Source organism: Accumulibacter sp., from assembly GCF_036625195.1.
Classification (GTDB): Bacteria; Pseudomonadota; Gammaproteobacteria; order Burkholderiales; family Rhodocyclaceae; genus Accumulibacter.
The window spans coordinates 2,856,344-2,878,008 of sequence record NZ_JAZKUG010000001.1 but is presented as its reverse complement, the minus strand read 5'-3'; the positions used below and the strand labels follow the sequence as shown (position 1 = coordinate 2,878,008).

At 67.8% G+C, this 21,665-nt stretch carries 22 protein-coding genes; 8 read left to right on the top strand and 14 right to left on the bottom strand.

Annotation, left to right across the window (positions count from 1 at the left end; all coding sequences use genetic code 11):
• Positions 1–14 precede the first annotated feature (14 nt).
• Together V5B60_RS12800 and V5B60_RS12795 are read left to right on the top strand one after the other, a co-directional pair.
• Positions 15–437: a DUF1318 domain-containing protein gene (locus V5B60_RS12800; protein ID WP_332347402.1), complete on the top strand. Its 423-nt coding sequence runs from the start codon at positions 15–17 to the stop codon at positions 435–437.
• Positions 438–580: 143 nt separating this feature from the next.
• Complete coding sequence (locus V5B60_RS12795) at positions 581–1,039, top strand: copper chaperone PCu(A)C (protein ID WP_332350554.1); 459 nt, start codon at positions 581–583, stop codon at positions 1,037–1,039.
• Between the two features lie 29 nt (positions 1,040–1,068).
• On the opposite strand, the gene trhA is transcribed toward V5B60_RS12795, so the two are convergent.
• Complete coding sequence (gene trhA, locus V5B60_RS12790) at positions 1,069–1,686, bottom strand: PAQR family membrane homeostasis protein TrhA (RefSeq protein WP_332347400.1); 618 nt, start codon at positions 1,684–1,686, stop codon at positions 1,069–1,071.
• Between the two features lie 245 nt (positions 1,687–1,931).
• Between trhA and V5B60_RS12785 the strand changes: the two genes are divergently transcribed.
• Both V5B60_RS12785 and V5B60_RS12780 read left to right on the top strand, forming a co-directional pair.
• The gene (locus tag V5B60_RS12785) at positions 1,932–3,377 is read left to right on the top strand and encodes a DUF2868 domain-containing protein (RefSeq protein WP_332347399.1); all 1,446 of its coding nucleotides are present in this window, start codon (positions 1,932–1,934) and stop codon (positions 3,375–3,377) included.
• A complete protein-coding gene (locus V5B60_RS12780) occupies positions 3,377–4,867 on the top strand; it encodes a GTPase domain-containing protein (RefSeq protein WP_332347397.1) in 1,491 nt (496 codons plus the stop codon). Before V5B60_RS12785 ends, V5B60_RS12780 begins: the two co-directional genes overlap by 1 nt.
• 73 nt (positions 4,868–4,940) lie before the next feature.
• On the opposite strand, the gene V5B60_RS12775 is transcribed toward V5B60_RS12780, so the two are convergent.
• Entirely contained in the window at positions 4,941–5,798 is an 858-nt protein-coding gene (locus V5B60_RS12775) for an amino acid ABC transporter substrate-binding protein (protein WP_332347395.1), read from the bottom strand.
• Between the two features lie 419 nt (positions 5,799–6,217).
• On the opposite strand from V5B60_RS12775, the gene V5B60_RS12770 reads away from it, so the two are divergent.
• A complete protein-coding gene (locus V5B60_RS12770; RefSeq protein WP_332347393.1) occupies positions 6,218–6,607 on the top strand; it encodes a VOC family protein in 390 nt (129 codons plus the stop codon).
• Between the two features lie 117 nt (positions 6,608–6,724).
• Here V5B60_RS12770 and V5B60_RS12765 read toward each other — a convergent pair whose 3' ends face one another.
• From V5B60_RS12765 to V5B60_RS12750, 4 genes are all read right to left on the bottom strand, one after another.
• The gene (locus V5B60_RS12765; protein ID WP_332347391.1) at positions 6,725–7,129 is read right to left on the bottom strand and encodes a response regulator; all 405 of its coding nucleotides are present in this window, start codon (positions 7,127–7,129) and stop codon (positions 6,725–6,727) included.
• 130 nt (positions 7,130–7,259) lie between these two features.
• Positions 7,260–7,679 carry a hypothetical protein gene (locus V5B60_RS12760; protein WP_332347389.1) on the bottom strand — a complete coding sequence of 140 codons (420 nt, stop codon included), beginning with the start codon at positions 7,677–7,679 and terminating at the stop codon, positions 7,260–7,262.
• Between the two features lie 271 nt (positions 7,680–7,950).
• Positions 7,951–8,589, bottom strand: a complete 639-nt coding sequence (locus V5B60_RS12755) for a response regulator transcription factor (protein WP_332347387.1) — start codon at positions 8,587–8,589, stop codon at positions 7,951–7,953.
• Between the two features lie 6 nt (positions 8,590–8,595).
• Complete coding sequence (locus V5B60_RS12750; RefSeq protein WP_332347385.1) at positions 8,596–11,034, bottom strand: sensor histidine kinase; 2,439 nt, start codon at positions 11,032–11,034, stop codon at positions 8,596–8,598.
• Positions 11,035–11,486: 452 nt separating this feature from the next.
• On the opposite strand from V5B60_RS12750, the gene V5B60_RS12745 reads away from it, so the two are divergent.
• On the top strand, positions 11,487–11,723 hold the full coding sequence (locus tag V5B60_RS12745) for a GlsB/YeaQ/YmgE family stress response membrane protein (RefSeq protein WP_034942166.1): 237 nt from the start codon (positions 11,487–11,489) through the stop codon (positions 11,721–11,723).
• 94 nt (positions 11,724–11,817) lie between these two features.
• Entirely contained in the window at positions 11,818–12,744 is a 927-nt protein-coding gene (locus V5B60_RS12740; protein ID WP_332347383.1) for a restriction endonuclease, read from the top strand.
• Between the two features lie 555 nt (positions 12,745–13,299).
• Here the strand turns inward: V5B60_RS12740 and V5B60_RS12735 are convergent.
• The 4 genes from V5B60_RS12735 to V5B60_RS12720 all read right to left on the bottom strand — a co-directional run bounded on the left by V5B60_RS12735 (position 13,300) and on the right by V5B60_RS12720 (position 16,446).
• On the bottom strand, positions 13,300–13,620 hold the full coding sequence (locus V5B60_RS12735) for a hypothetical protein (RefSeq protein WP_332347381.1): 321 nt from the start codon (positions 13,618–13,620) through the stop codon (positions 13,300–13,302).
• A 130-nt stretch (positions 13,621–13,750) separates the two neighbouring features.
• The gene (locus V5B60_RS12730; protein WP_332347379.1) at positions 13,751–14,494 is read right to left on the bottom strand and encodes a hypothetical protein; all 744 of its coding nucleotides are present in this window, start codon (positions 14,492–14,494) and stop codon (positions 13,751–13,753) included.
• Positions 14,495–14,632: 138 nt separating this feature from the next.
• Positions 14,633–16,087, bottom strand: coding sequence for a hypothetical protein (locus V5B60_RS12725; RefSeq protein WP_332347377.1), 1,455 nt, complete (start codon positions 16,085–16,087; stop codon positions 14,633–14,635).
• Between the two features lie 29 nt (positions 16,088–16,116).
• Positions 16,117–16,446, bottom strand: coding sequence for a hypothetical protein (locus V5B60_RS12720; RefSeq protein ID WP_332347376.1), 330 nt, complete (start codon positions 16,444–16,446; stop codon positions 16,117–16,119).
• 318 nt (positions 16,447–16,764) lie between these two features.
• Here V5B60_RS12720 and V5B60_RS12715 point away from each other — a divergent pair, with 318 nt between their 5' ends.
• A complete protein-coding gene (locus tag V5B60_RS12715; protein ID WP_332347375.1) occupies positions 16,765–17,271 on the top strand; it encodes a PEP-CTERM sorting domain-containing protein in 507 nt (168 codons plus the stop codon).
• Between the two features lie 283 nt (positions 17,272–17,554).
• Here V5B60_RS12715 and V5B60_RS12710 read toward each other — a convergent pair whose 3' ends face one another.
• From V5B60_RS12710 to V5B60_RS12695, 4 genes are read right to left on the bottom strand one after another with little or no spacing between them, the layout of a single operon-like run.
• The gene (locus V5B60_RS12710) at positions 17,555–18,304 is read right to left on the bottom strand and encodes a DUF2894 domain-containing protein (RefSeq protein ID WP_332347373.1); all 750 of its coding nucleotides are present in this window, start codon (positions 18,302–18,304) and stop codon (positions 17,555–17,557) included.
• A complete protein-coding gene (locus V5B60_RS12705; RefSeq protein ID WP_332347371.1) occupies positions 18,297–18,941 on the bottom strand; it encodes an OmpA family protein in 645 nt (214 codons plus the stop codon). Before V5B60_RS12705 ends, V5B60_RS12710 begins: the two co-directional genes overlap by 8 nt.
• Entirely contained in the window at positions 18,941–20,773 is a 1,833-nt protein-coding gene (locus V5B60_RS12700; protein WP_332347369.1) for a DUF802 domain-containing protein, read from the bottom strand. The genes V5B60_RS12705 and V5B60_RS12700 overlap by 1 nt, the downstream gene beginning before the upstream one ends.
• The gene (locus tag V5B60_RS12695; RefSeq protein WP_332347368.1) at positions 20,770–21,546 is read right to left on the bottom strand and encodes a DUF3348 domain-containing protein; all 777 of its coding nucleotides are present in this window, start codon (positions 21,544–21,546) and stop codon (positions 20,770–20,772) included. The genes V5B60_RS12700 and V5B60_RS12695 overlap by 4 nt, the downstream gene beginning before the upstream one ends.
• Between the last annotated feature and the right edge of the window lie 119 nt (positions 21,547–21,665).

The window sequence follows — 21,665 nt, the reverse complement described above, 5'->3', positions numbered from 1 at the left end:
CCTGGAGCCCTGAAATGAAACGCCTTCTGCTGCTGCTCGCCGTTCTGGCCCTGCCGGTTGCCGCGGCGCCGAGCCCCGACCAGGTCAACCTTGATCTGGGCACGCCACCGGTGGTGATCGTCAAACACGGCCTGGCGCAGCGCGCCTCGCGCCTCGTCCGTTTCTACGACGCGGGCATCATCGGTCTCGGCTACGATGGCATGGTCAGGCTGCGCGATGCCAGCCGCCTCAACCTGGCGCAGCGCCAGATCGCGGAGAAGCTGATCGACAGCGAGAATCCCGACCGCAACTCGCTGATCTACGCGCTCGCCGAAGGGCATGGCGGACAGTACTGGGAACCCGCGGTGCGGGCCGCACAGGTCCAGCGCTGGAAGGCACAGTGGCACGCTGGCTGGTGGATCGAGGACGCGCAGGGCCAATGGTCGATCAAGCGCTGATCTCCTTGGCCACCATCCGGCATGGCGGCCGGTCCGCTGGGTCCGGCCAACGCCGGCTGCGCCACCGTGCCGCGGAGTGATCCGCAAGTATCGGTTCATGATCGTTTTTCTGACAAGGAAGGGAGGCTGCATTGAACAAGAGGATGATGTTTTCCGCGTCGCTGCTGCTGTTCGGGGTGGGATCGGGCGCGGCGCTGGCCGCCGATGTCGAGGTGCACAACGCTTGGGTGCGTGGTACCGTCACCGGCCAGCAGGCCACCGGCGCGTTCATGGAGATCAGCAGCAAGACCGGCGCGACGCTCGTCGGCGCCAGCAGCCCGGCAGCCGCCGTCACCGAGATCCACGAGATGAAGATGGACGGGCAGGTGATGCGCATGCGCGCCATTCCCCGCCTCGAACTGCCCGCCGGCAAGACGGTGCAACTCGGTCCGAGCGGCTACCACGTGATGTTGATCCGTCTCAAGCAGCCGCTGCTGAAGGGCGAATCGGTGCCGCTGACCCTGCAGATCGAGGGCAAGGACCGCAAGATCGAAACCCTCGAGGTCAAGGCGGAAGTGCGCGACCTCACCGCCGCTTCCCCGGCGGGCGAACACAGGCACTGAGCGCCCGGCGGCGAAGCCGCGCCTGTCCCTCAAAGCACATGGAGCACGATGGCGACGTACTGGGCAGCGCTGCCGGCAAGTACGAAGAGGTGCCAGATGCCGTGCGCGTGCCGCAGGCGCGAGTCGAGAGCGTAGAAGACGATGCCGAGCGTATAGGCAGCGCCGCCGGCCGCCAGCCAGACGAAGCCAGCCATGCCGAGCGCCTGCAGCAATGGAGGCAGTGCGCCCAGCACCGCCCAGCCCATGACGACGTAGATCACCACAGACAGCACGCGCGCTTCGCTCTTCAGCCAGAACTCCTGCAGCGAGCCGACCACCGCCAGACCCCAGACGACGGCAAAGAGCGACCACCCCCAGGGGCCGCGCAGGGTGACCAGGCAGAAGGGCGTGTAACTGCCGGCAATCAGCAGATAGATGCTGAGGTGGTCGAGCTTCTGGAAGATCTCCTTGGCGCGGCCACGGAAGCTGTGGTACAGCGTCGAGCAGCTGTAGAGGAGAACGAGGGTTGCGCCGTAGATCGAGACGCTGACGATCTTCCACGGGTCGCCTGTCCGCGCCGCGAGAACGACCAGGACGACCGCCCCAATCAGCGCCAGAACCGCCCCGACCAGATGCGTCCATGCGTTGAGTTTCTCACCGTGATACATGCGAGTTCCCGTCCTTGCTTGAAGGCGTCGGCGACCGCGCCATTCTCGGGGATTGCCTCTGCGCCGGTCAATCATCGTCGGCAACCGCCGGCACGCGGGAAGATGCCCTGATGCCCGCGGAATCCGGTGACGGCAAACTCGCTTCGTCGACTGGACACCTCGACCGCCCCGCCTCGCGATTGAGCCCACGTCCATCAAGCCGCTCACCTCATGACACGTGCTCGATTGAATATACTGTCACCGAATTGAGGGCGCTGGAGATCGTCGCCGTGCGGGCCTTCGAGACGGCGGACCGCGCGCACGTGCTGTGGTCCGATGGCGACCGGGCCTGGGCCAGCCGGGCCGCCGCCGAGGTCGTCGGCGAAGGAGCAGCGGACGCTGACTTCGTGGCGGAGCGCGCGCGACTGGCGCTCGGTCGGTTCGGAGAACGCTTCCCGGTCATCCCCCGCGCGGTTCGCGCGCTGTCCTGGCGTCCCTGGCTGGCGGGTGCGATCGCCGTCGCCGCCTTCATCGGCGGCCTGCTGGTCGACCGGATCGGCGGTGGCCAGCGAATCAACATCCTGATGCCGCCGGTGCTGGCACTGATCGCCTGGAATATCGCCGTCTACCTGCTGCTGGCGGCGAGGTTCTGCCTGCGCCGCCCGGGGAATACGCTGCCGCAGCCCTGGCGACGAGCCATGGGCCGCCTCGCGACAGGGCTGCACCCTCGGCCAGGAGGCGAACTCGGGGCCGCGATCGCCCACCTGGCAAGCGACTGGAGCCGCCTCTCGGCGCCGCTGCATGGCGCCCGCGCGGCGCGCATCCTGCATCTCGCGGCAGCGCTGCTGGCGACCGGCGTGCTCACCGGCTTCTATCTGCGCGGCCTCGCCTTCGCCTATGAGGCGACTTGGGAGAGCACCTTTCTCGCTGCCAGCGACGTGCATCGGCTGCTCGCCATCGCGCTTGCACCGGGAACGGCGCTGAGCGGGATTCCCCTGCCGACGGCGGAAGAGATCGCAGCCATCCGCGCACCCGCCGGCGAGAATGCGGCGCAATGGCTGCACCTGCTGGCGGCGACCGTCGCCGCCATCGTCATCGTGCCGCGTCTCGTGCTCGCCCTGCTCGCCTGGCTGGTCGAGCGCCGTCGCTCCAGGAGCCTGCCGATCGACTTCGCCGAACCCTACTTCGATCGCCTGCTGCGCGACTTTCGCGGCGGCCCGCTGCGGCTCACCGTGATCCCCTACAGCTACACGCTGCCGCCCGAGGCAACCAGCGGCCTCGAGCGACTGGTCACCCACGCGCTCGGCGGCAACACGCTGCTGACTGTCGGCCCGGCGGTGCGCTACGGTGAAGAGGATGCGCCGCCCCACGCTGGCGCGGAAGATGGTGGCGGCCGGATCATCGCACTGTTCAACGCGACGGCGACGCCGGAACGCGAGGTGCATGGTGCTTTCCTGCGCGCGCTCGGCAGTCCCGGCGGCGGCGCCCGGCGGCTCGTCGCGCTGGTCGATGAGAGCAGCTTTCTCGCCCGTGGCCGCGACACGGGGCGAATCGAGGGACGCCGCACCGCCTGGCGCGAACTGTGCGCGACGCTGCGCGTCGGCTGCGTCTTCGCCGACCTCGCGGCGGTCGCCAGCGCCGGCCGCACCGGCGACGGCAGCCTCGACGCAGCCGCCAGCGCGCTCGCCGGCAACTTGGCGGAGCGCGGGTGATGAGCACCGACGTGCGTGCCATCGCCCTGTCGCTGATCTCGCACACCAACGCCGGCAAGACGACCCTGGCGCGCACCCTGCTCGGGCGCGACGTCGGCGAGGTGCGCGACGCCGCGCACGTCACGACCGAAGCGACGCCCTACCCGCTGATCGACACGGCCGAGGGCGACACCCTGCTGCTCTGGGACACGCCCGGCTTTGGCGACAGCGCCCGCCTGGCGCGACGGCTGGCGCAGCAGGGAAATCCGATTGGCTGGTTCCTGTCGCAGATCTGGGACCGCTTTCGCGACCAGCCCTTCTACCTTTCGCAGCAAGCGGTGCGCAACGTCCGTGACGAGGCCGATGTCGTGCTTTACCTGGTGAACGCTGCCGAGGCGCCTGCCGACGCCGGCTATCTCGCGCCCGAACTCGACGTGCTGGCGTGGATCGGCCGGCCGGTAGTCGTCCTGCTCAATCAGACTGGAACGCCGCGGCCACTCGCGGCGGAACAGGCGGACGTGCAACGCTGGCGCATGGCGCTCGGCGAACGAGCATTCGTCCGCGACGTGCTGACGCTGGATGCCTTCGCACGCTGCTGGGTACAGGAGATCGTCCTCCTGCGGACGCTGGCCGCGTCGATCGTTGCCGACAAGGCGGCTGCCTGCCAACGCTTGGTCGCTGCCTGGACGAGCCGGCGCGAGCGGCAATTCGCCGAGGCGATGGCGGCGCTGGCGACGGCGATCGCCGGCGCCGCCTGCGACAGCGAAGCGCTCGCCACCCCTCGCCTGCGCGACCAGCTGCGCACGGCGCTGCGCTCGGTCGTCGCCGGCGAACAGGTGAACGTCGACCGGCAGCGTGCCGCGAAAGCGCTGGCCAGCCGTCTCGACGGACGGCTGCGCACGAGCACCGAGCGCCTGATCGCTCTCCACGACCTCAGCGGCCACGCCGCCGACGCAGTGCGCGCACGCATCGACGCGCACCTGCGCACGCAGGCGCCGCTGCACACCGGCAAGGCAGCGGCCGTCACCGGCGTCGTTTCCGGGGCACTCTCCGGGCTGGCAGCCGACCTGGCTGCCGGTGGACTGAGTCTCGGCGCCGGCACCCTGCTCGGCGCACTCGCCGGCGCCGCCGGCGGCGCCGGCGTGGCGCGCGGCGTCAACAAGCTGCGCGGCCACAGCGAGACGCGGCTCGGCTGGGACGACGAACTGCTCGACAGCCTCGTCGTCTCGGCCCTGCTGCGCTATCTCGCCGTCGCACACTTCGGCCGCGGTCGCGGCGAATGGGCCGAAAGCGAGTACCCGCCGTTCTGGCGCGAACTCGTCGAGGAGGTCCTTGCAACCCGCCGACCGGCTCTCGCCGCACTCTGGGCACAGCGGCCACCAGCCGGCGACGTGACCAGCGCCAGCGAGGAAATGCTCGCCGCAAACCTGCGCCGGCTGCTCGCGGATGCTGCTCGCGAGGTGCTGCAACGGCTCTACCCCGGAGCGATCGGCGACGCGACGCGCGGCTGAGTGATCGCCGCCCGGCGCGCCGGCATTTCGGCGACCGCCGCGCGCAACACGCGACCACCCAGGTGCGAGTCGGCTATTCGGGCAGGCCGTTTAGCAGGAACATGGCCTGCAGGGCATCACCCGGCTTGCCGAAGGGCTCGAACCAGCGCTTGACGATCGGACCGATCTCGCCCGAGCGATAGAGGCGCGCCAACGTCCGGTCCACCGCCAGACGGAGATCGTCATCGCGGCGCATCATCAGCCCGTAGGGCTCATAGCTGAACTGCATCTCGGCCAGCGCGAACGGCTGTCCCTTGCCGCGAATCAACGCCGTGGTGACGAGGACGGTGCGATCGGCGGCGTAGGCCGTCGCCGTCTTGTCGGTCAGCGCCTTGATCGCCGCGTCGTGATCCGGCACCCGGATCAGCAGCATGCCGAGCTTGCCCGCCTTGATCATCTGGTCCAGCGTCGTCTCGGTCGTCGTGCCGGCGACCACCGCCACCCGCTGGCCCTTCAGCGACTCGACCGTGGTCGGCACCTCGCCCTCGCGGAAGAGCAGCCCGGCGCCGTCGACAAAGGTCATCAGGCTGAAATCGAAGTCGGCCCGACGCGAGATGGTCTGCGTCGTGTTGCCGCATTCGAGGTCGATCTCGCCGCTTTTCAGCGCCGCGAAGCGGCTCTGGGCGGTTACCGGCACCCAGCGGACATCGAGTTTCGGCAGGTTCAACTGCTTGCCGATGTCGTCGGCGACGATCCGGCAGAGGTCGACGGTGTAGCCACGCGGCTGCCTGTCGTCGCCGGTGAACGAGAAGGGAACCGAGTTCTCGCGGTAGCCGAGCTTCAGCGTGCCGCTCTGCTTGATCCGGTTGATGGTCGATTCCGAAGCGCTGACCGGCGCGGCAAGAGCGAGACTCGCGGCAACGCCGGCAAGCAACAGGGTTCTTTTCAGCATGATGGGTTGTCCTTGATGGGGGTTGGGGTGAGATTCGGCCCGGCAAGCCGATCGCCGGGCGCGGCAAGTATGCCCAAGAATGGGTTTTCTTTCCACCTCCGGCGCCCGCCGGCCTTGAGCAATGTTGCCGGACGCCGGGAATGATTACGCACAGGTTCCGGGTTGACCACGGGTTGCTGGAGCGGAGATACTTCCCGCATGGCGCTTGACCATTTGCAACGTGGGCGATCGTCGCACACGCGGGGGTGTGATCCCCTCGTCGTGCGCGCGATCCGCCGCCAGCACCGGATTCGCTCCGCCGGGCATCGTCCCTTCGGCCTCCCGGGCGCGAACGGCTGCCGGCAGCGTCCTCGCAGGGCTGGGCGCGAACGGGCCTCGCAGGTCAGCGAGGTGATTCCCACGACACCGGCGAGGCAGCCATGCTGACCCTGGGCCTCAATCACTACAATCTGCGCGCTCCTCGCCCACTCATGGAACAACTGCGCCGCTTCTACTGCGACGTGGTCGGCCTGATGCCCGGCGAGCGGCCGCCGTTCGCCAGTTTTGGCTACTGGCTGTATGCCGGCGACCAGCCGGTCCTTCACCTTTCGGAGACCCGGGCCGGCGATCCAGCTGTGCCTGCCAGCCCATCGACCTTCGACCACGCGGCGTTCAGCTGTTGCGGGCGCGCCGAGTTCGAGCGCAAGCTCGAGCAGTCGGGAATCGCCTTCACAACGGCCCGCGTGCCGGGAACGACGCAGGTCCAGCTGTTCATCAAGGATCCGGCAGGCAACGGCGTCGAACTCAACTTCGCTGCCGAAGACGCCTGACGGGAGCCTGCCGCGGACGCGTGCCCGGCACCTGCAGCGGCGGCCGCGGGCGAATCGGCTGGCAGTGCGCCAGCAGTGCTCGGCCGGGAATCCGTCGGCATGACAGCAGGCGCAAATTCAGGCGCCCCTGCCGGTGGGTTCGCTACCGCTCTCGCGACGAAGCTCAGCCAGGCGATGCAGGTCTTGCCGAAGTGCCTGCAGGTCGCTCTTCTTGTCATAGAAGCCATGGGCCCCAGCTCTGAGGCATCGCTTGCGGTACACCTCCTCCGCGTGATTCGTGAACATCAGGACTTTCGTTCGCTGATGGTTCGCACGTACTTCGCGCAGGACGTCCAGCCCACTGCCATCGACGAGCTGGATATCGAGCAGGACGATGTCCGGCGGGTTTCCGCGCAGCCTTTCGATGGCCGGCGCGGCACTTGCGAACTCGCCCACCACTTCGGCACCTGCCACCTCCGCGAGCATCTCGCGCAGCATCTGTCGGGCCACTGTCGAATCATCGACGATCACGATTGTTGACATCACGTTCGGTCACGGAGAGAGGTGAGCGACGACAGGGCGAAAAGCGAGCCCGAGTCGTCGGGTACGCGCTGGTCCCCGGCCGGGCTGGATCGCCATGGTCGCCCCACGGGATGCCGCTGCGCCAGCAGCCTCAATGCGCCCGCTCGGCCCGCTTCGCGGGACCGCGTCGGTGCAGCAGTCGGTCGAACTGGTCCTGCATCAACAGGGCAACGTTGGGTAGCAGACTGAGCGAGGTCAAGCCCGGGACACTGGTGATCCCGCGGCGCAGGACGATCACCACCAGAGGGTCGGGGAGGCCATCGGATCGCCCGGCCAACGTGGCATGGACGAAAGCCCGCGAACCCTTGCCCCAGCCGATCACGATCACATCGGGCATGGCCCTTGCCGCACATTCGTAGGCATCTTCGATGGAGCGAGTGACGGCGACGACCACGAGTTCCTCATGCGCCCGCAGCGTTCCACCCACATCGTCGCCAAGGAAGCCGTCCGTATCCACCAGCAGGAGGCGGGTGCAGCGTTGCTGCGAAGCGGGCGATGTGCAGGCATCCAAGGTGGTCTCCGGTCATCGATCCGCGTCGGGAAAGGGCGCCCTGTCGCGCAAGTCGATTTCGAGACCGCATCATCCCGCAGACCTCAATGCTCGGCTATCGGCATTGCGTGTCATCTCGCTGTAGGCGATGGACGACACGAAGACGGTAGGGGATCCCCGACACGAGGTCGGCAACGGCACTCAGGATGCCCGCACCGGCAGCGCCGAGGCGACGAACGCGGGGCGTAGCGGCAGGGGACTCCTGCCCACTGCTGCGGGCGACGTCCGTTGATCACAGCAAACCCTTCTCGACGGCATGCCGTGCGAGCTCGGCGTTGCTCTGCAGCCCGGTCTTCTCGACGATTCGGGCACGGTAGGTGGTCACCGTCTTCGGGCTGAGATGCAGCGCCGCGGCGATATGGGTCAGGCTCTCGCCCGCGGCAATCCGCCGCAGCACCTCGATCTCCCGGTCAGACAGGGCATCCGACCCCGATCTCCTGCCCTGTCCCACCTCGACGGCCAACTGCTCCAGGAGCCCCGGGCTGACGTGCTTGCCGCCGCGGGCCACCTTGTGGATCGCCGCGAGGAGCGTTGCCGGCGCGCTGTTCTTGGTCAGGTAGCCCGCCGCACCGGCTTTCAGCGCCCGCACGGCATAGACCTCCTCGGCGTACATGCTCAGCATCAGCACAGCCAGTCCGGGCCGCTCCGAGCGAAGCTGCTTCAACAGATCGAGGCCGCCCTTGCCTGGCAGACCGATATCGACCAGTGCGACATCGAACTCGTTCTGGCGGATCATGCTGATCGCCTGCTCGGCACTTTCGGCCTCGCCTGCCACCTCCATCTCACCGCTCTCGGCCAACAGAAGCCGCAAGCCGCCCCGGACCACGGCGTGATCGTCCACCAGCAGGATGCGCAGCTTGCGTCCGCTCATCGCTCCTCAAACCGGCATGTGCAAGACAAGGATGGTGCCCTCCTTGACTCCGCGCGACAGCGCGATGTCGCCACCGAAGCGGGCGGCACGCTCCTGCATTCCCAGCAAGCCCCAGGATTCGGTCCTGACCAGGGCATCGTCGCCGATGCCCACGCCGTCGTCCTCGACCGCAATCATAACGGCACCTGCTTCGCAGCGGATGCGGATTTCGGCGCGCGACGCGCGGGCATGGCGAACGCAGTTGTTCAGCGCCTCCTGGACGATGCGAAACATCGCGGTTGCGCGCTCCGGATCGACCTCGATTGCCGCCACCTCGTCGGCAAGGGCAACCCGGCACTGCAGGCCCGTCCGTTCTTCGATCTGCCCGGCATACCACTCGATCGCCGTCCACACCCCAAGGTGGTCGAGGACGCTCGGTCGCAGATCACTGATGATGCGACGCATCGTATCCACCGCCGAATCAAGCAGCTGTGACGCGTTGGCAAGCTGAGCGTCGGCTGGCAAAGCGGCGCGTCGCGCGCGCTCGATGGCGGTCGCGATCGCCCATTTGACGCCCGTCAGCGTGCTGCCGAGATCATCGTGCAGTTCGCGTGCGATGCGCACCCGCTCGTCCTCGCGAACCCGCTCCAGATACTGGGACAGTTGTCGCAGTTGGTCGTTGGACACCAGCAGGGAGTCCTGGCTGTTCTTCAGCGTCGTCATGTCGACCACGTTGACCAGGACACCATCGATGTCACCATTGATGTCCCGATATGGCGCGTACGTCGACAGGGTCCAGAAAAGGCGCGGATCGTCGCGCAGAGCCGCTGCTTCGTCCGGCGTCACGAGCTTCGTCGTACCACGCAGGCGCGGCAGGAAATCGTCAGCCACGCCGACTTCACCCGCCAGCGCGCGGGCCACAAGCGTATCGATGCCGTAGCGGGGCGCCTCCGGGAACAGCTCGAGCAGATGCCTGCCCATTGCTGCCTCGCGCGGCAAACCGATCGTCCGCTCGAGGAAGCGGTTCCAGACGACCACCCGGAGCGTCCGGTCATAGACGACAAAGCCCTGCTCGACATGGTCCAGGATCTCCTGCGCGAAACCCTCGGCCTGCAGGCGTGCCGTGATGTCCTGCACCATTGCGACGAAGAAGTCCACGCGGCCGTCCTCATGGCGAACCGTCTGCACGTCCGTCGTCACGTTGATCACCCTGCCATCCTTGCGAACGAAGCGCTTGTCGGCCCGGAAGCCGTCGCTCTCGCCGCGCCGCAGACGTTCGAAGTGCATGCCGTCGGCAGCGAGATCCTCGGGGTAGGTGAGCCGCGGCCAGCTCAGGTCGAGCATCTCGTCGCGCGAATAACCGAGGAGCTCGCAGAGGCGGTCGTTGAAATGCAGCCAGCGCATGCTGTCGGCCGCAAGAATCGTCATGCCGACGAGTGGAAGATCAAAGAAGAAGCGGAGCAGTCGGTCCTTCTCCATGCCCTGCGCAGCCAGTTCGAGCTCGTGCATTCGCCTTTGCTGGCGCAACAGCAGCAGGATCAGGACCGTGACGGCGAGAACGGCCAGGCTTGCCACGAGGCTGACCCAGAAAACCAGCCTGCGCAGCGGCGACAGGACCTCATCGCGATCGATCTTCGCCACCAGATGCCACGGCGTACCGCGGACCGGTCTCGTCGCTGCGAGGACTCTGACCCCGCGGTAATCCGTCCCCTCCATGATCTGCGCGCTGCCCGCCAGGACGGCACGAGCTGCCGCCAGTTGCGGATCATCGAGCGCCTGACTGAAGATCAGCGCGGTGTCCGGGCGATGGCGCAACTCGTTCAGATAGAGGACCCTGTCTGCGTGTCGGCGCACCAGCAAGGTCTCGGCGGTCGGACTCGGCGTCGGCCAGCTCTGGATCAACGGAAAGACGACCCGTTCGACCGGAGTGTCGAGGATGACGGCACCGACCACGCCCCGTCGGCCATCCACTTCCTTCACCAGCGGCGCGATCCAGTCCAGGTGGACACGGCCCGCAGCGCTCCGATAGAGATCCGTTGTCGCCACCTCGCGGGTCTCGAACGCGGTCTGCAGCGCCTTGCGTACGGGCACTTCGGCGCTGCTTTCGTGCGAGCCGGTGACCACGATCGGTCGCGCCTCGTCGTCGACGAGAACGAAACCGTCGTAGGCGTACGCCCGTCGCAGCGTTGCCAGACGTTCCTCGACGCGCTGTCGTGCGCCGGCATCGGCACCCCGTGCCAACCGTAGCGCATCGTCGATGAGCCCTGGGCTGGCACTGAGGACCAGCGCATCCCCTCTTCTCTCGTCCAGCCAGGCTTCGATCTGACCCACCTTCAGGTTGGCGATCGCATCCAGATCGGAGAACGCCTGCTGCTGCAGACGCGGGGACTCCAGGTAGTAGATACCCGCGCCGAGCAGCGGCACGATCGCCAGCAAGCCCAGGATGATGCCCGCGATGACACGCAAGCGTGACCGGGGAAGCAGACTTTCGTCGCGGGACAGTAAGTTCGCTGGCACCAAGCGAGGATACGCAGCTGCTCAACTGCGGTCAATCGGGGTGTCGGCGATGCCGGCCGGCCGTGAGTGGCTCCGGCGCTCGTCGGCAGCGGCCGAGGGTCAAGCCGGATGCGCGCATGCTGTACGCAGTCGTGCGGAGATCCCGAGGACAGGAAGTCCAGCCACCCGCGGGGCGCACATGGACGGCCAGCCAACGGCGTCAATCGCCGGGTCTGTTGCCCGAACCAGCGAAAGGCCCTCCGGACTCGAGCACTTCCGCGGTTGACGATCGCTTGCAGGAGCGGAGATACTTCCCGCATGGCGGTGCAGGTTCCTCTCCTTCTCGGCCAGGAACCAGGCCCCTTGACGACCGTCGTCCCGTCCGCCGGAGGACGGCCTGCCCTCCCACCCAGGACAAGACCATGGACCTCATCGTTACCCTGATCGTCGGCCTCATCGTCGGCGCCATCGCCAAGTTGCTGATGCCGGGACGCGACCCGGGCGGCGTGATCGTCACCACCCTCCTCGGCATCGCCGGCGCCTTCGTCGGCAACTTCGTCGCCAAGGGACTGGGACTGCATGCGCCGGTCGGCTGGATCGGCTCGATCCTCGGCGCCATGCTGATCCTTTTCGTCTACCGTCTGCTGAAGAAGGCCTGACACCGCTGGCATCCCGCCAGCGAGCTTGGCCATCGACCGCCCGATCCGTGCCAACGGGGCACTTCGCGAACTGGCCACGAGTCAAAGGAACCGCATGCCCATTCCTGACTACCAGACGCTGATGCTGCCGCTGCTTCGTTTTGCTGCCGACGGCAACGACCACACCACACGTGAAGCCGTCGAGGTTCTCGCCACCGAGTTTCAGCTCACTCCGGCCGAACGAAGCGAACTCCTGGTCAGTGGCCAGCAGGCGGCTTTCAACAACCGGGTTGGCTGGGCCAATTCCTACCTCAAGAAGGCGGGACTCCTGGAGTCACCGCGCCGAGGATCGCTGTGCATCACCCCTCGCGGAAGAATGACCCTTGACGAAAAACCGACGAGAATCGACGCCAAGTATCTTGAACGCTTTGCCGAATTCATCGAGTTCCGCGATGCATCGCGGAGCAATCGGGAACCGGCAACGACGGACCCCGTCGTCATCGGCGCGGTGCAGACACCCGAAGAAACGCTTGAACTGGCCCACCAGGGCCTGCGCCTCAGACTGGCTCAAGACATTCTCAGTCGCATCCTTTCGTGTTCTCCCACCTTCTTCGAGCGCCTTGTCGTCGAGCTTCTGGTCAAGATGGGGTACGGCGGCTCGCGTCGCGACGCGGGTGAGCGCATCGGACGAAGTGGCGATGGGGGGATTGACGGAATCATCAAGGAAGACCGTCTTGGTCTCGACACCATCTACATTCAGGCGAAGAAATGGCAGGGTTCGGTCGGTCGCCCGGAGATCCAGAAGTTCGTCGGCGCACTGCAGGGTCAGCGGGCGAAGAAAGGGGTGTTCATCACCACCTCGGCCTACACCGCCGAGGCGGTTGACTACGCATCCCGCATCGCCACCACCGTCGTGCTGATCGATGGACAGCTGCTTGCCAACCTGATGATCGACTTCGACGTGGGCGTTTCGGTTTCAGCCTCATACACCGTCAAACGCATCGACTCCGACTATTTCGAGGAAGGCGAGGTCGGTCTCTGACGCTGCGGGCCAGCCGACGCTCCAGGGCCGTGCCATCGCAAAGGGCGTGGCGTGGCGCTCCAGTGCGCGCAGCAGGCGCTGCGCAGCGGTGGCGTCTACGCTCGCGGCACGCAGCCGGCCGGCGACTGCCGGGTCGAGGTAGTCGCCGCGGCTGAACTTACCGCCTTCGCGCGGCATGCCGCTGCGCTGGCAGGCAAGCGTCCGGGCGCCGGTTCGCGCCAAAACGAGCTTCTCGCTCCAGACGCTCCGCCTCGGAACAGCGCTTCGCTGCGGGTGCCAAGTGCGCGAGCGCCCGCCGCAGACTCTCGTCGCTGATGATCGCGCTCATGCCGAGGATCTCCGGCGCCACGCCATCGCTGCGCAATCCCGTCACATGCGCATACCGCCGTTGTCCATCCAGAATCGACGGCAGCCAAGTACCTGGAACATTCCGCACAGAGGGCGCATTGGGGCTCGTCTAGGCCATGGGGCAGCCTTCCACGGCGGCAACAAAGCGCTGCCGGGTCAATCCCTGAGCAAGCGTTCACCTGGACCGGTATTCGATCCAGCTTCCGCTCATCCGAATAGATGGACCCCGCTCCGCAAGCGGGAAACGACCGTCATGATCGCTGAACAGACAACGATGAAGTATCCTCCGCCGGCCAGAGCGAGCACACAGAAGACCTTCCGCCAGGCCCTGCCGAGTTCGGGCGGCATCTCGCTCGCCCCCGGATGACCGGCAGGAAACCGCCTGATCGTGGAAAGACCGCGCTCGAGCACAAGGAACCCCAGACCAGCGAGGACGAAAAACAGCGCAGCGACGAACGTCACGACACGAAACCTTGTGGCGAGACTGCCCGTCAGGCCGTCATGGCCGTTGATCGCACCGAGAATCACGGACGCCCCTCCGGCAAGCCACAAGGCAATCCGGCTCGCCGCTGCTGGCAGTACCTGCAACGACAGATCACCCTTCGGGCAGGAATCCGGGGATGGTCGGCGCGCGCCTGGAAGCAAGCTCCAGTCCATCTCACCCGCCCGAAATCACCGCTTCCGGGATCGTGTAGTGCTCGTAGTCATTCACCTCGACCGACCAGTCGTAGCCCTGCTTCACGGCCTTGAGCTTCTCGCCGGGGTTGGTGGTGACCTTGTCGCCCATGAAGGTCAGCACGCGCTTCAAGCCGCCCGGCGGGGTGATGTGCACCTCGGCATTGCCCGGCTTGCCGCGGATGACACCAAACTGGCACTCGCTGGGCCTGTCGTTGCCCATGCGGCATGCCAGCGGGCCGGTGGCGTGGTAGTGGGTGCCCTTGACCTTGGCGTCGCTGGCCGGAGCCTGGCCCAGATCGGCCCCCTTGGCGGCGCCAATGATGCCGACCGTCAGCGTGTAGTTCGCCGTCTCGTTGCGGCGCGCCGCGCTGCGCATCAGATGGACGCGCAGCTTGTATTCGCCGTCGGCCGGCAAAGCGCCTGTCCACTCCTTGCCGCCGCTGGAGCCGACGAAGAGGGCCTCGTCATTGCTTCCCGGGGGCAGCACATTGAAATGGTTGGCACCGTTCGTCGTCGCCAGCCTGACGCTCATGGTCTGGCCGGCCCGGGCGCGCAGGGTGTAGTCGATCGTCTGGTCGCCCTTGAGCGAGCCCTTGATCGTTGCGGAAGACTTGCCTTGTGCAAACTGCACCGCACGGGCTTCGATTTCGTCCGCGTGGGCAAGGGAGAAAGCCATCAAGAACAGGGAAGCCACTGCGGCCAGGAGCATGCGAAAGGGTTTCATGTCGTTCCTCGAATGCAGCGTCAGGGGCAAGAAAGGCACTGTGCCAGATCCTGGTGACGATCATCAAGCCTTGAAACGGGCGCCCGCCGGATACAGGCCAGCGCTGGGCCGCCGCGCCGCCGGTGTTGCAGCCCCGGATCATGCGGGCGAGCCGTCCGCGTTGACCACCACCGCGTCGACGATCGCGTGGCCGGGAATCGGGCCGCTACTGAAGACTTCCTGGTCGCGGCAGGTCTTGGCCATGTAGCCGAAGGCCGTGAGGTCCCACCCGGGCTGGCGGTGGTCGCCGTGCTGGCCGTCGAGCGCGGCCCGCAGCGCCGGCAGCGCCAAGCCGAAGGCGACCTTGTAGCCGTGGCGCAGGGCAACGTCGCGCGTCTTCCCGTTCGCCAGGACCTCGATCGTCCGTGCCATCGCAAAGGGCGTGGCGCTGCGCATGGCGTGGCGCTCCAATGCGCGCAGCAGGCGCTGCGCAGCGGCGGCGTCTACGCCGGCGGTACGCAGCCGGCCGGCGACTGCCGGTTCGAGGTAGTCGCCGCTGCTGAACTCACCGCCTTCGCGCAGCATGCCGCCGCGCTGGCAGGCCAGCGTCCGGGCAACAGCGTCCCAATGCGCCAGGCAGCGGCCGGCGTCGAGCGGCCCGAGCGCGCGCACGATGGTCGCGAAGGTCTGCACCTCGTCACGCCCCATCATCGCTTCGCTGTGTGCCAGCAGCGTCAGCCAGGCATCGAAGACCGGGCCGCGTGCGCGCAGCGCGGCCGCGTCGATGCGAAAGACCAGCCCGCGCTGCCTGCCGCCGTTGCTGGCGTAGTGCGCCGCGACCTCGAAAGAGCGAGACATCGACGCGGTCCCCTGGTTCACGTAGCCTTGCTGCAGCAGCTGCGCCTGCACGCCACCGTCGAAGGCACGCGCCGCGCGGGTGGGAAAGCCGCGTGCCCGGAAGTGCGCCGCCAGTTCGTGCAGGTCGCCACACTGCCACCAGGGCGGCACCGCCACGCGGCCTTCGCCACGGTAGAACGCTTCGGCGTCGTCGTTCGCTACGCCGGCCAGGGCGCCGAGCCGGTTGCGGTTGCACAGGTAGGTGCAGCGCGGCGTGATCAGCGCGGTCGTCGTGGGTGCCGCGCCGAATGCCGTGAAGAGCCCGGGCACCGCGTAGCGCAAGGGCAAGGGTTCGTCCAACACCGGGTGACCGGCCAGCGAACCGGCATCGCGCAACGCCGCCGTGGCGGGCGCGTCGGACGGCCAGGCGACGCCCTCGACATCCATCGCGGCCGCCTTGGTCATGACGGCGGCTGCCCAGGCGCACGCCGCCGCAGGACTTTCATCGCCGACCCACCACGCTTCCACGAGCAGCAGCGCCGACTCGGCGAAGGGCTGCTCACCGACGGTCACCAGGCCCAGGGCCTGGACCTGCCCGTCGCCGGTCTGCAGGGTCACCACCTGGTACGCCTCGCTGGTGATGAACTCGCGCAGACTGTCGAGCCAGCGTGCGTCGCTGATCAGTGCCGGCCAGCGCGTCGACAACTCGGCCAACCCGTGCGCCTTCGCCGCCGGGTCCAGCAGCCATCGCACACGGGCAGTATCGAGGCCGTTCACTCTGGCCGCTCGAGCGTCGTCGGCATGGCTCATGTCCTCGCGCCGCTCGTCGCCTGCAGCCCCGACCATACGCCGGATCGGGCCAGCGCGGCCAGCGGCGCACGACGGTCGCGCGCTTCGAGCCGGCCGACGAAACGATCGATGCCGGCGAAGTCCGCCGCCGCAAGAAGCCGCTGCAGTTCCCCGACCACTTCGGGATGCCGCCGGACGGTCCGCTCGATCGCCTGCCCGGCCTCATCGCGCTTCCGCTCGACGCGCCGGCGGCAAACCGCCAGCTCGGCGGCCAGCCGGCCTCCTGGAAACCGGTGGCAGTTCCCTGCGCCGGTGGCCGTTGAATCGGGTTGAATCCGCTGAATCATCTGGCCACCATGCAGTTTCCCGTCTTGCTTGCCCTCGCCGCTGCCGGAGGAACGGTTGCAGTGGTTGCGGTCGCCGGTCGCGCGTCACGCATCCAGCCGACAACACGCATGTGAAGGAACGGCGCAGTGTAACCCTGTGACTCGCCCAGAAGAGTGAGCTGTCGCTTTTTTTTACAGCGCATCCAACAAGGTTATTACAACCATCTGATATAACGTCCAATCCATGTCTGGGACGGTCATTGCTTTAACGGTTCCAGCCGCCAACTGAGGTTCCCCGACCTCACTTGGCGACCATCAACCGAAAACCAAAGGAGAAGCATGATGATCAGCACATGGAAGAAACTCGCCGTTGCCGCCACCCTGGCCGCCGCAGCGCCTCTGGCGTCAGCCACGGTGGTACCAGTTGGCTCTTGGGGCTCGTTCCAATTTGGCACGGCGCCGTCGTTCATCGATACCTACACGATTGACGTGGCTCCGGGTACGCATGTGAAAGTGAGGATCGTGGACGGCTACATCATCGGCGACGAGTTCTCGTACTCGGTCGACGGCGGAGCACTGCAGTTCACCACCGACGCGGATGCCGACGACGGTGTCCAGTCGAATGCCTTCGATGGCGACGCCGCCTGGGCTGACCCGAGACTGAGCAGGGCACTGATTTACCTTTTGCCCGGCCTCCATACCATCGACCTCGCCATCACCGAGAATGCCTTGGGCACGAGCGGCGGTGCTGCGTTCATCCGCGCGGATGTTCCCGAGCCGGCAACGCTTGGCATGCTCGGCCTGGCGCTGGCCGGCCTTGGTTTCAGCCGCCGCAAGGCTGTCTGAGCCAGCCCCCGGGCGCATTGAACGAAACCCCGCTGCGGCGGGGTTTTTTTTGCCTCCGCCTGCGCTCTTGGCAGGCGGCAGAGCGGCCGAGTTCGAGCAGAATGGTCGCCCCTCGATCGTCGCTTCTCAATCAGTGCTGATCCGGCGCATGGGGCACGCTGGCGCGTGCGCTCGGTTGGCTGGCGGGCAGCGGCTCTGCGCCGGCCGACAATGCGCGAGCGAGCGACCGTGCGGCAGCGTGCGCCCAGGCATCGTCCGGAACGCGCACGCTCATCGGCATGGCTCATGTCCTCCCGCCGCTCGTCGTCTGCGGCCCCCCTCTCGCCCCGCGCCTGCCCTTCCGGCCGGCTTGGTCGAGCCGCAGCAGCGTGTCGGCATGGGACAGGAAGCGGTTGAGGTAGTCGGGCGACAGATCGCGCATCGCGGCAAGCGAGCGCAGCACCAGCAGGTGCGAGTTGAGCGGCCCGGCGTTCGCGGGTGCCCGTTCGATGGCCTGCGACGCCTGCCTCACGGCGGCGCGCTGCGCCCAGGTGTTGCGGAAGAGACGCAGGCTTCTCAGCTCGCCGCGCGCTCCGTCGTCGCCGGTCGGCAAGACGGCATCCTCCTGCGGCCCCGACCATACGCCGGCCCCGGCCAGCGCGGCCAGCGGCGCACGACGGTCGCGCGCTTCGAGCCGGCCGACGAAACGATCGATGCCGGCGAAATCCGCCGCCGCAAACAGCCGCTGCAGTTCCCCGGCCGCTTCGGGATGCCGCCGGACAGTCCGCTCGATCGCCTGCCCGGCCTCATCGCGCTTGCGCTCGACGCGCCGGCGGCAAACCGCCAGCTCGGCGGCCAGCCGGCCTTCGAGAACGCGCCCGGTCGCTCCCTCGGCCTCGTGCAAGCGCCGCGCCAGGACCTCGATGAAACGAAAGCGCAGCGCATCGAGTTGCCCGGCACCGTCGCTGCGCAAGGCGGCGATCTCGGCGGCGTGGCCGCCTGCCCGCGCAAGCGGCGCCGACTGCGGCATCGCGCCCTGGCCGGACTCACCCACCCGCGGGCGTCCCTGGATTCGCCGAGCGTGGCACCGGCGCGATCTCGACCCGCCGGTTGCGCGCCCGCCCGCGGTCGTCGGCGTTGGAAGCCGCCGGCTGCTCGGCGCCGAACGCCGCGGCGAAGAGCAGCGACGACGGCATCCCTTCGTCGATCAGTGCACGGGTGACGGTCAGCGCGCGCTGCGCCGACAGCTCCCAGTTGTCGGCGAAGCGGGTGCTGCCCTGATGGATCGGCACATCGTCGGTGAAACCGCTGACCATCAGCAACTCGTTGCGCTCACCGAGGTAGACGCGCAGCGGCGCGACCAGGCTCTTCAGCAGCAGCCGGCCCTCGGGCTGCAACTGCGCCGAGTTGAAAAGAAAGAGGACGCTGCCGCTGATGCCGATGCGGCCGTCGTGCAGGCTCACCCGCCCGGTGGTGATCGGGATCGCCAACGCCTTTTCCAGCGCGATGCGCCGCTGTTCCTCCTGCTTGCGCTTGTGCACCTCGTTTTCGAGGTGGGTCGCCAGTTCGAGCTGGACACCGAGGACGCCGACCAGGACCAGCACGAAGGCGCCCAGCAACCCGGACATCAGGTCGCCGAAGACCGTCCATACGGGAGCGACCTGCTCGACGCCGGCGTCCGTGTCGTCCATCAGTCCGGCTTCTCGCCGGTGGCCGGATGCTGCTCGCCGAGCTGGCGCAACTCGGCGACGACCCTCTCCTGCGCCATGATCGACAGATCGATGAGCTCGCGCGCCTGCGCGACGTAGTAGGCGAGCTGTTCGTCGCTCCTCGCCGTCGACTGCTCGAGCGCCGTCTCGATCCGCTGCAGGCTGGTGACCAGCCTTTCGTTGCCGGTGGCGAAGGAGTCGACGGCGAGGGCAAAGGCTTCGCCCAGGCTCGCCACCTCGACGGCGCTGCCGGCAAGCTGCGTGGCGACTTCGGCCAGCCGCGCCGATCCGGCATCGAGCTCATCGGCAAAGCGGCTGCCGGCGGTGTCCAGCAGCGTCGCCGACGAAGTCACCAGAGAGTCGACCGTCGCCCGCTGTTCGCTCGAGGCCTGTTCGATCGCCGCCAGCAGCGCAGCGAGCGTCTGCATGATGCGGGCACGTTCCTCGAGCAGGCGGTTGTCCCGCTCCAGGCTGCCGTTCATCTCCTGGCGCCATTGCGCGAGCAGTTCGGCAGCGGCGTGCCGCGCTTCCGACGCGGTGTCGATCAGGCGCGCCAGCGGCTCCTCGAGCGCGGCGCCGAGCCGTTGCAGGTGCGTCGCCAGTTCTGCCAGCGATCCGCTCCACTCCGCGAACCGTTGCCGTTCGACGGACGCCTGGTTGGCCAGCGAAGTGGCGAGCGTCTCGCCGACTGCCGCCAGCATCGCTTGCGAACGCTGCTCGAAACGCGCGTCGAATGCCGCCAGCGAGCGCTCGATGCCAGCCAGCAGGTGATCGCCGGTACGGCACTGCGTCGCCAGCACCTCGCTCCAGGTCTCCGCGACCTGCCGGGCGGTTCCGCCGAGCTGCGCCGCAAGGCCGTCGAGCTGCGTCTGCGTGGCCGCGATCACCCTTTCGTGCGCCAGCCGCGTTTCGCCGGCAATTGCCGCCATCGCGCCATCGACCGCCGGCCGGATGATCTCGCCGGCAACCCGGACACTGTCGCGCAGGCTGCCGGCGAGCGATTCGGCGACGGCTTGCGCGAGCCCGCCAAAAGCGGCCTGGAGCTCGCCGTGGAAGCGCTCCTGGCCGCTGACGAGGCGCTCGTGGCATTGCCTTTCGCGCTGCTCCATCTGCCCGATCAGTGCGTGCAGCCTCTCGACCACGGCGGGCATGGCCTGCGCCTGCAACTGCAGGGCCTGCAAGGCTTCCTGGCGTTGCTGGCCGAGCGAGAAGGCACGCAGGGCACTGGTCGCGATCCGCGTGTCGAGCAGTTGCAGCACCAGCGCCCTGTCGCGGCGGCTGAGCGCCGAAATCAGGCCGAGCATCGCCGACGCCGCGACACCCGCGACCGAAGTGCCGAACGCCAGCCCGAGGCCGCGGATCGGCGCTGCCAACCCGGCGCGCATGGCCTGCAGGTCGGTGGTGCCGTGCAGCGCCGCGACGGCACCATCCAGGGTGACGACCATGCCGAGAAAGGTGCCTAGCATCCCGAGCATGACCAGCAGACCGACGAGATACGGCGTCAACGCCGGACCCGGAAAGCCGTTGCGCTCGCCCTCGATGCGCAGGCGAACGGGATTCTGCAGCGATGGGTGCACGCCACCGAGCCAGTCGGCGAGGCGCGCCAGCGGCTCGGGAATCGCCGCCAGCGCGTGCGCCAGCGACGCGGTCGCGCGACGGAAGTCGAGGATTTCGAGCGCGCCGAGCAGATAGACCGCGGCAATGATCAGCGTCATCGTCAGCGCCAGCGGATTCGAGCCGAGGAAGCCGGCGCCGACCCAGACGACGACGACGGCACCCGAAAGGAAAGCGAGCGCGCAAAGGCTCCGGTTCATCGCAGCCTGCCCGCCTCGTTTCGCCATGCCTCGACAAGCCCGAGCGTCGGCTGCAGGCGCAGGTCGAGTTCGGCGATCAGCAGCGCCCGCAACTCGTCGCGAAAGGAAGCCAGCCAGCCGCCCGGCTGTCTCCACAGGCCCGGCTCATCGCCCTGCCCTCTGTCGCTCAGCGCCCGTCGGTGTGCCGCCAGCAAGTGCTGGAACCGCTTCTCGAACAGCGCCGGCAGGCTCGTCGCCAACAAATTGCGCTCACGGACGGCGAATATTCGCTCGATCGCCTCGTCCAGCGCGGCAAGCCGCGCCAGACGTGCCGAGCTGTCCGCGAGCGCTCGTCGAATGCCGCCACGCAACGCCCGGATGGCCGTTTCCATCTCGCTCTGCAAAGCCAGGTGGAAGCGCCGATACGGCCCATAGGCCACAGCGTCATCGAGTTCGACGGCGGCTTTCGGCAGTGGCAGCCGGATGCGGCTGCCACTGCCGTCTGGCGAACAACTCGCGACGATCAGTTCGACCAGCGTCGCGCGGACGCGCGCGAACTCGCCTGCTGCGGCGGCCCCCGAGCCGGGCTGCGGCCACTGCCGGGCGGCGGGCACGATGGTCGCGCCGGCGCCCTGCGCGGCATGCAGCCTGATGGCGTCGGCGACGTCCAGCCATCGACCCAGTTCTTCCGCAGAAAACGGCCTCGACCCGGCGGAATCGACGAGGGACAGCCCGGCGAGAAGACGGATGAGTCCCGAACCGTTGAAATCTGTCCGTGGCAGGGCCTGCGACATGACGATGTACCTGCTCCTGATGGGCTGGGATGGGCCGAAGGGGGCCGAAAGGGGCCGTAGCGTACTACATCTTCAGTGCCCGACCAACCGGGCGCGGCGACGCTGGACCGTGCGCGGGG

Excerpts from the sequence above, each read along its gene's own strand:
- V5B60_RS12800 (WP_332347402.1), top strand. The coding sequence starts at position 15 with ATGAAACGCCTTCTGCTGCTGCTCGCCGTTCTGGCCCTGCCGGTTGCC.
- V5B60_RS12795 (WP_332350554.1), top strand. The coding sequence starts at position 581 with ATGATGTTTTCCGCGTCGCTGCTGCTGTTCGGGGTGGGATCGGGCGCG.
- trhA (WP_332347400.1), bottom strand. The coding sequence starts at position 1,686 with ATGTATCACGGTGAGAAACTCAACGCATGGACGCATCTGGTCGGGGCG.
- V5B60_RS12780 (WP_332347397.1), top strand. The coding sequence starts at position 3,377 with ATGAGCACCGACGTGCGTGCCATCGCCCTGTCGCTGATCTCGCACACC.
- V5B60_RS12775 (WP_332347395.1), bottom strand. The coding sequence starts at position 5,798 with ATGCTGAAAAGAACCCTGTTGCTTGCCGGCGTTGCCGCGAGTCTCGCT.
- V5B60_RS12770 (WP_332347393.1), top strand. The coding sequence starts at position 6,218 with ATGCTGACCCTGGGCCTCAATCACTACAATCTGCGCGCTCCTCGCCCA.
- V5B60_RS12765 (WP_332347391.1), bottom strand. The coding sequence starts at position 7,129 with ATGTCAACAATCGTGATCGTCGATGATTCGACAGTGGCCCGACAGATG.
- V5B60_RS12755 (WP_332347387.1), bottom strand. The coding sequence starts at position 8,589 with ATGAGCGGACGCAAGCTGCGCATCCTGCTGGTGGACGATCACGCCGTG.
- V5B60_RS12745 (WP_034942166.1), top strand. The coding sequence starts at position 11,487 with ATGGACCTCATCGTTACCCTGATCGTCGGCCTCATCGTCGGCGCCATC.
- V5B60_RS12740 (WP_332347383.1), top strand. The coding sequence starts at position 11,818 with ATGCCCATTCCTGACTACCAGACGCTGATGCTGCCGCTGCTTCGTTTT.
- V5B60_RS12730 (WP_332347379.1), bottom strand. The coding sequence starts at position 14,494 with ATGAAACCCTTTCGCATGCTCCTGGCCGCAGTGGCTTCCCTGTTCTTG.
- V5B60_RS12720 (WP_332347376.1), bottom strand. The coding sequence starts at position 16,446 with ATGATTCAGCGGATTCAACCCGATTCAACGGCCACCGGCGCAGGGAAC.
- V5B60_RS12715 (WP_332347375.1), top strand. The coding sequence starts at position 16,765 with ATGATGATCAGCACATGGAAGAAACTCGCCGTTGCCGCCACCCTGGCC.
- V5B60_RS12705 (WP_332347371.1), bottom strand. The coding sequence starts at position 18,941 with ATGGACGACACGGACGCCGGCGTCGAGCAGGTCGCTCCCGTATGGACG.
- V5B60_RS12700 (WP_332347369.1), bottom strand. The coding sequence starts at position 20,773 with ATGAACCGGAGCCTTTGCGCGCTCGCTTTCCTTTCGGGTGCCGTCGTC.
- V5B60_RS12695 (WP_332347368.1), bottom strand. The coding sequence starts at position 21,546 with ATGTCGCAGGCCCTGCCACGGACAGATTTCAACGGTTCGGGACTCATC.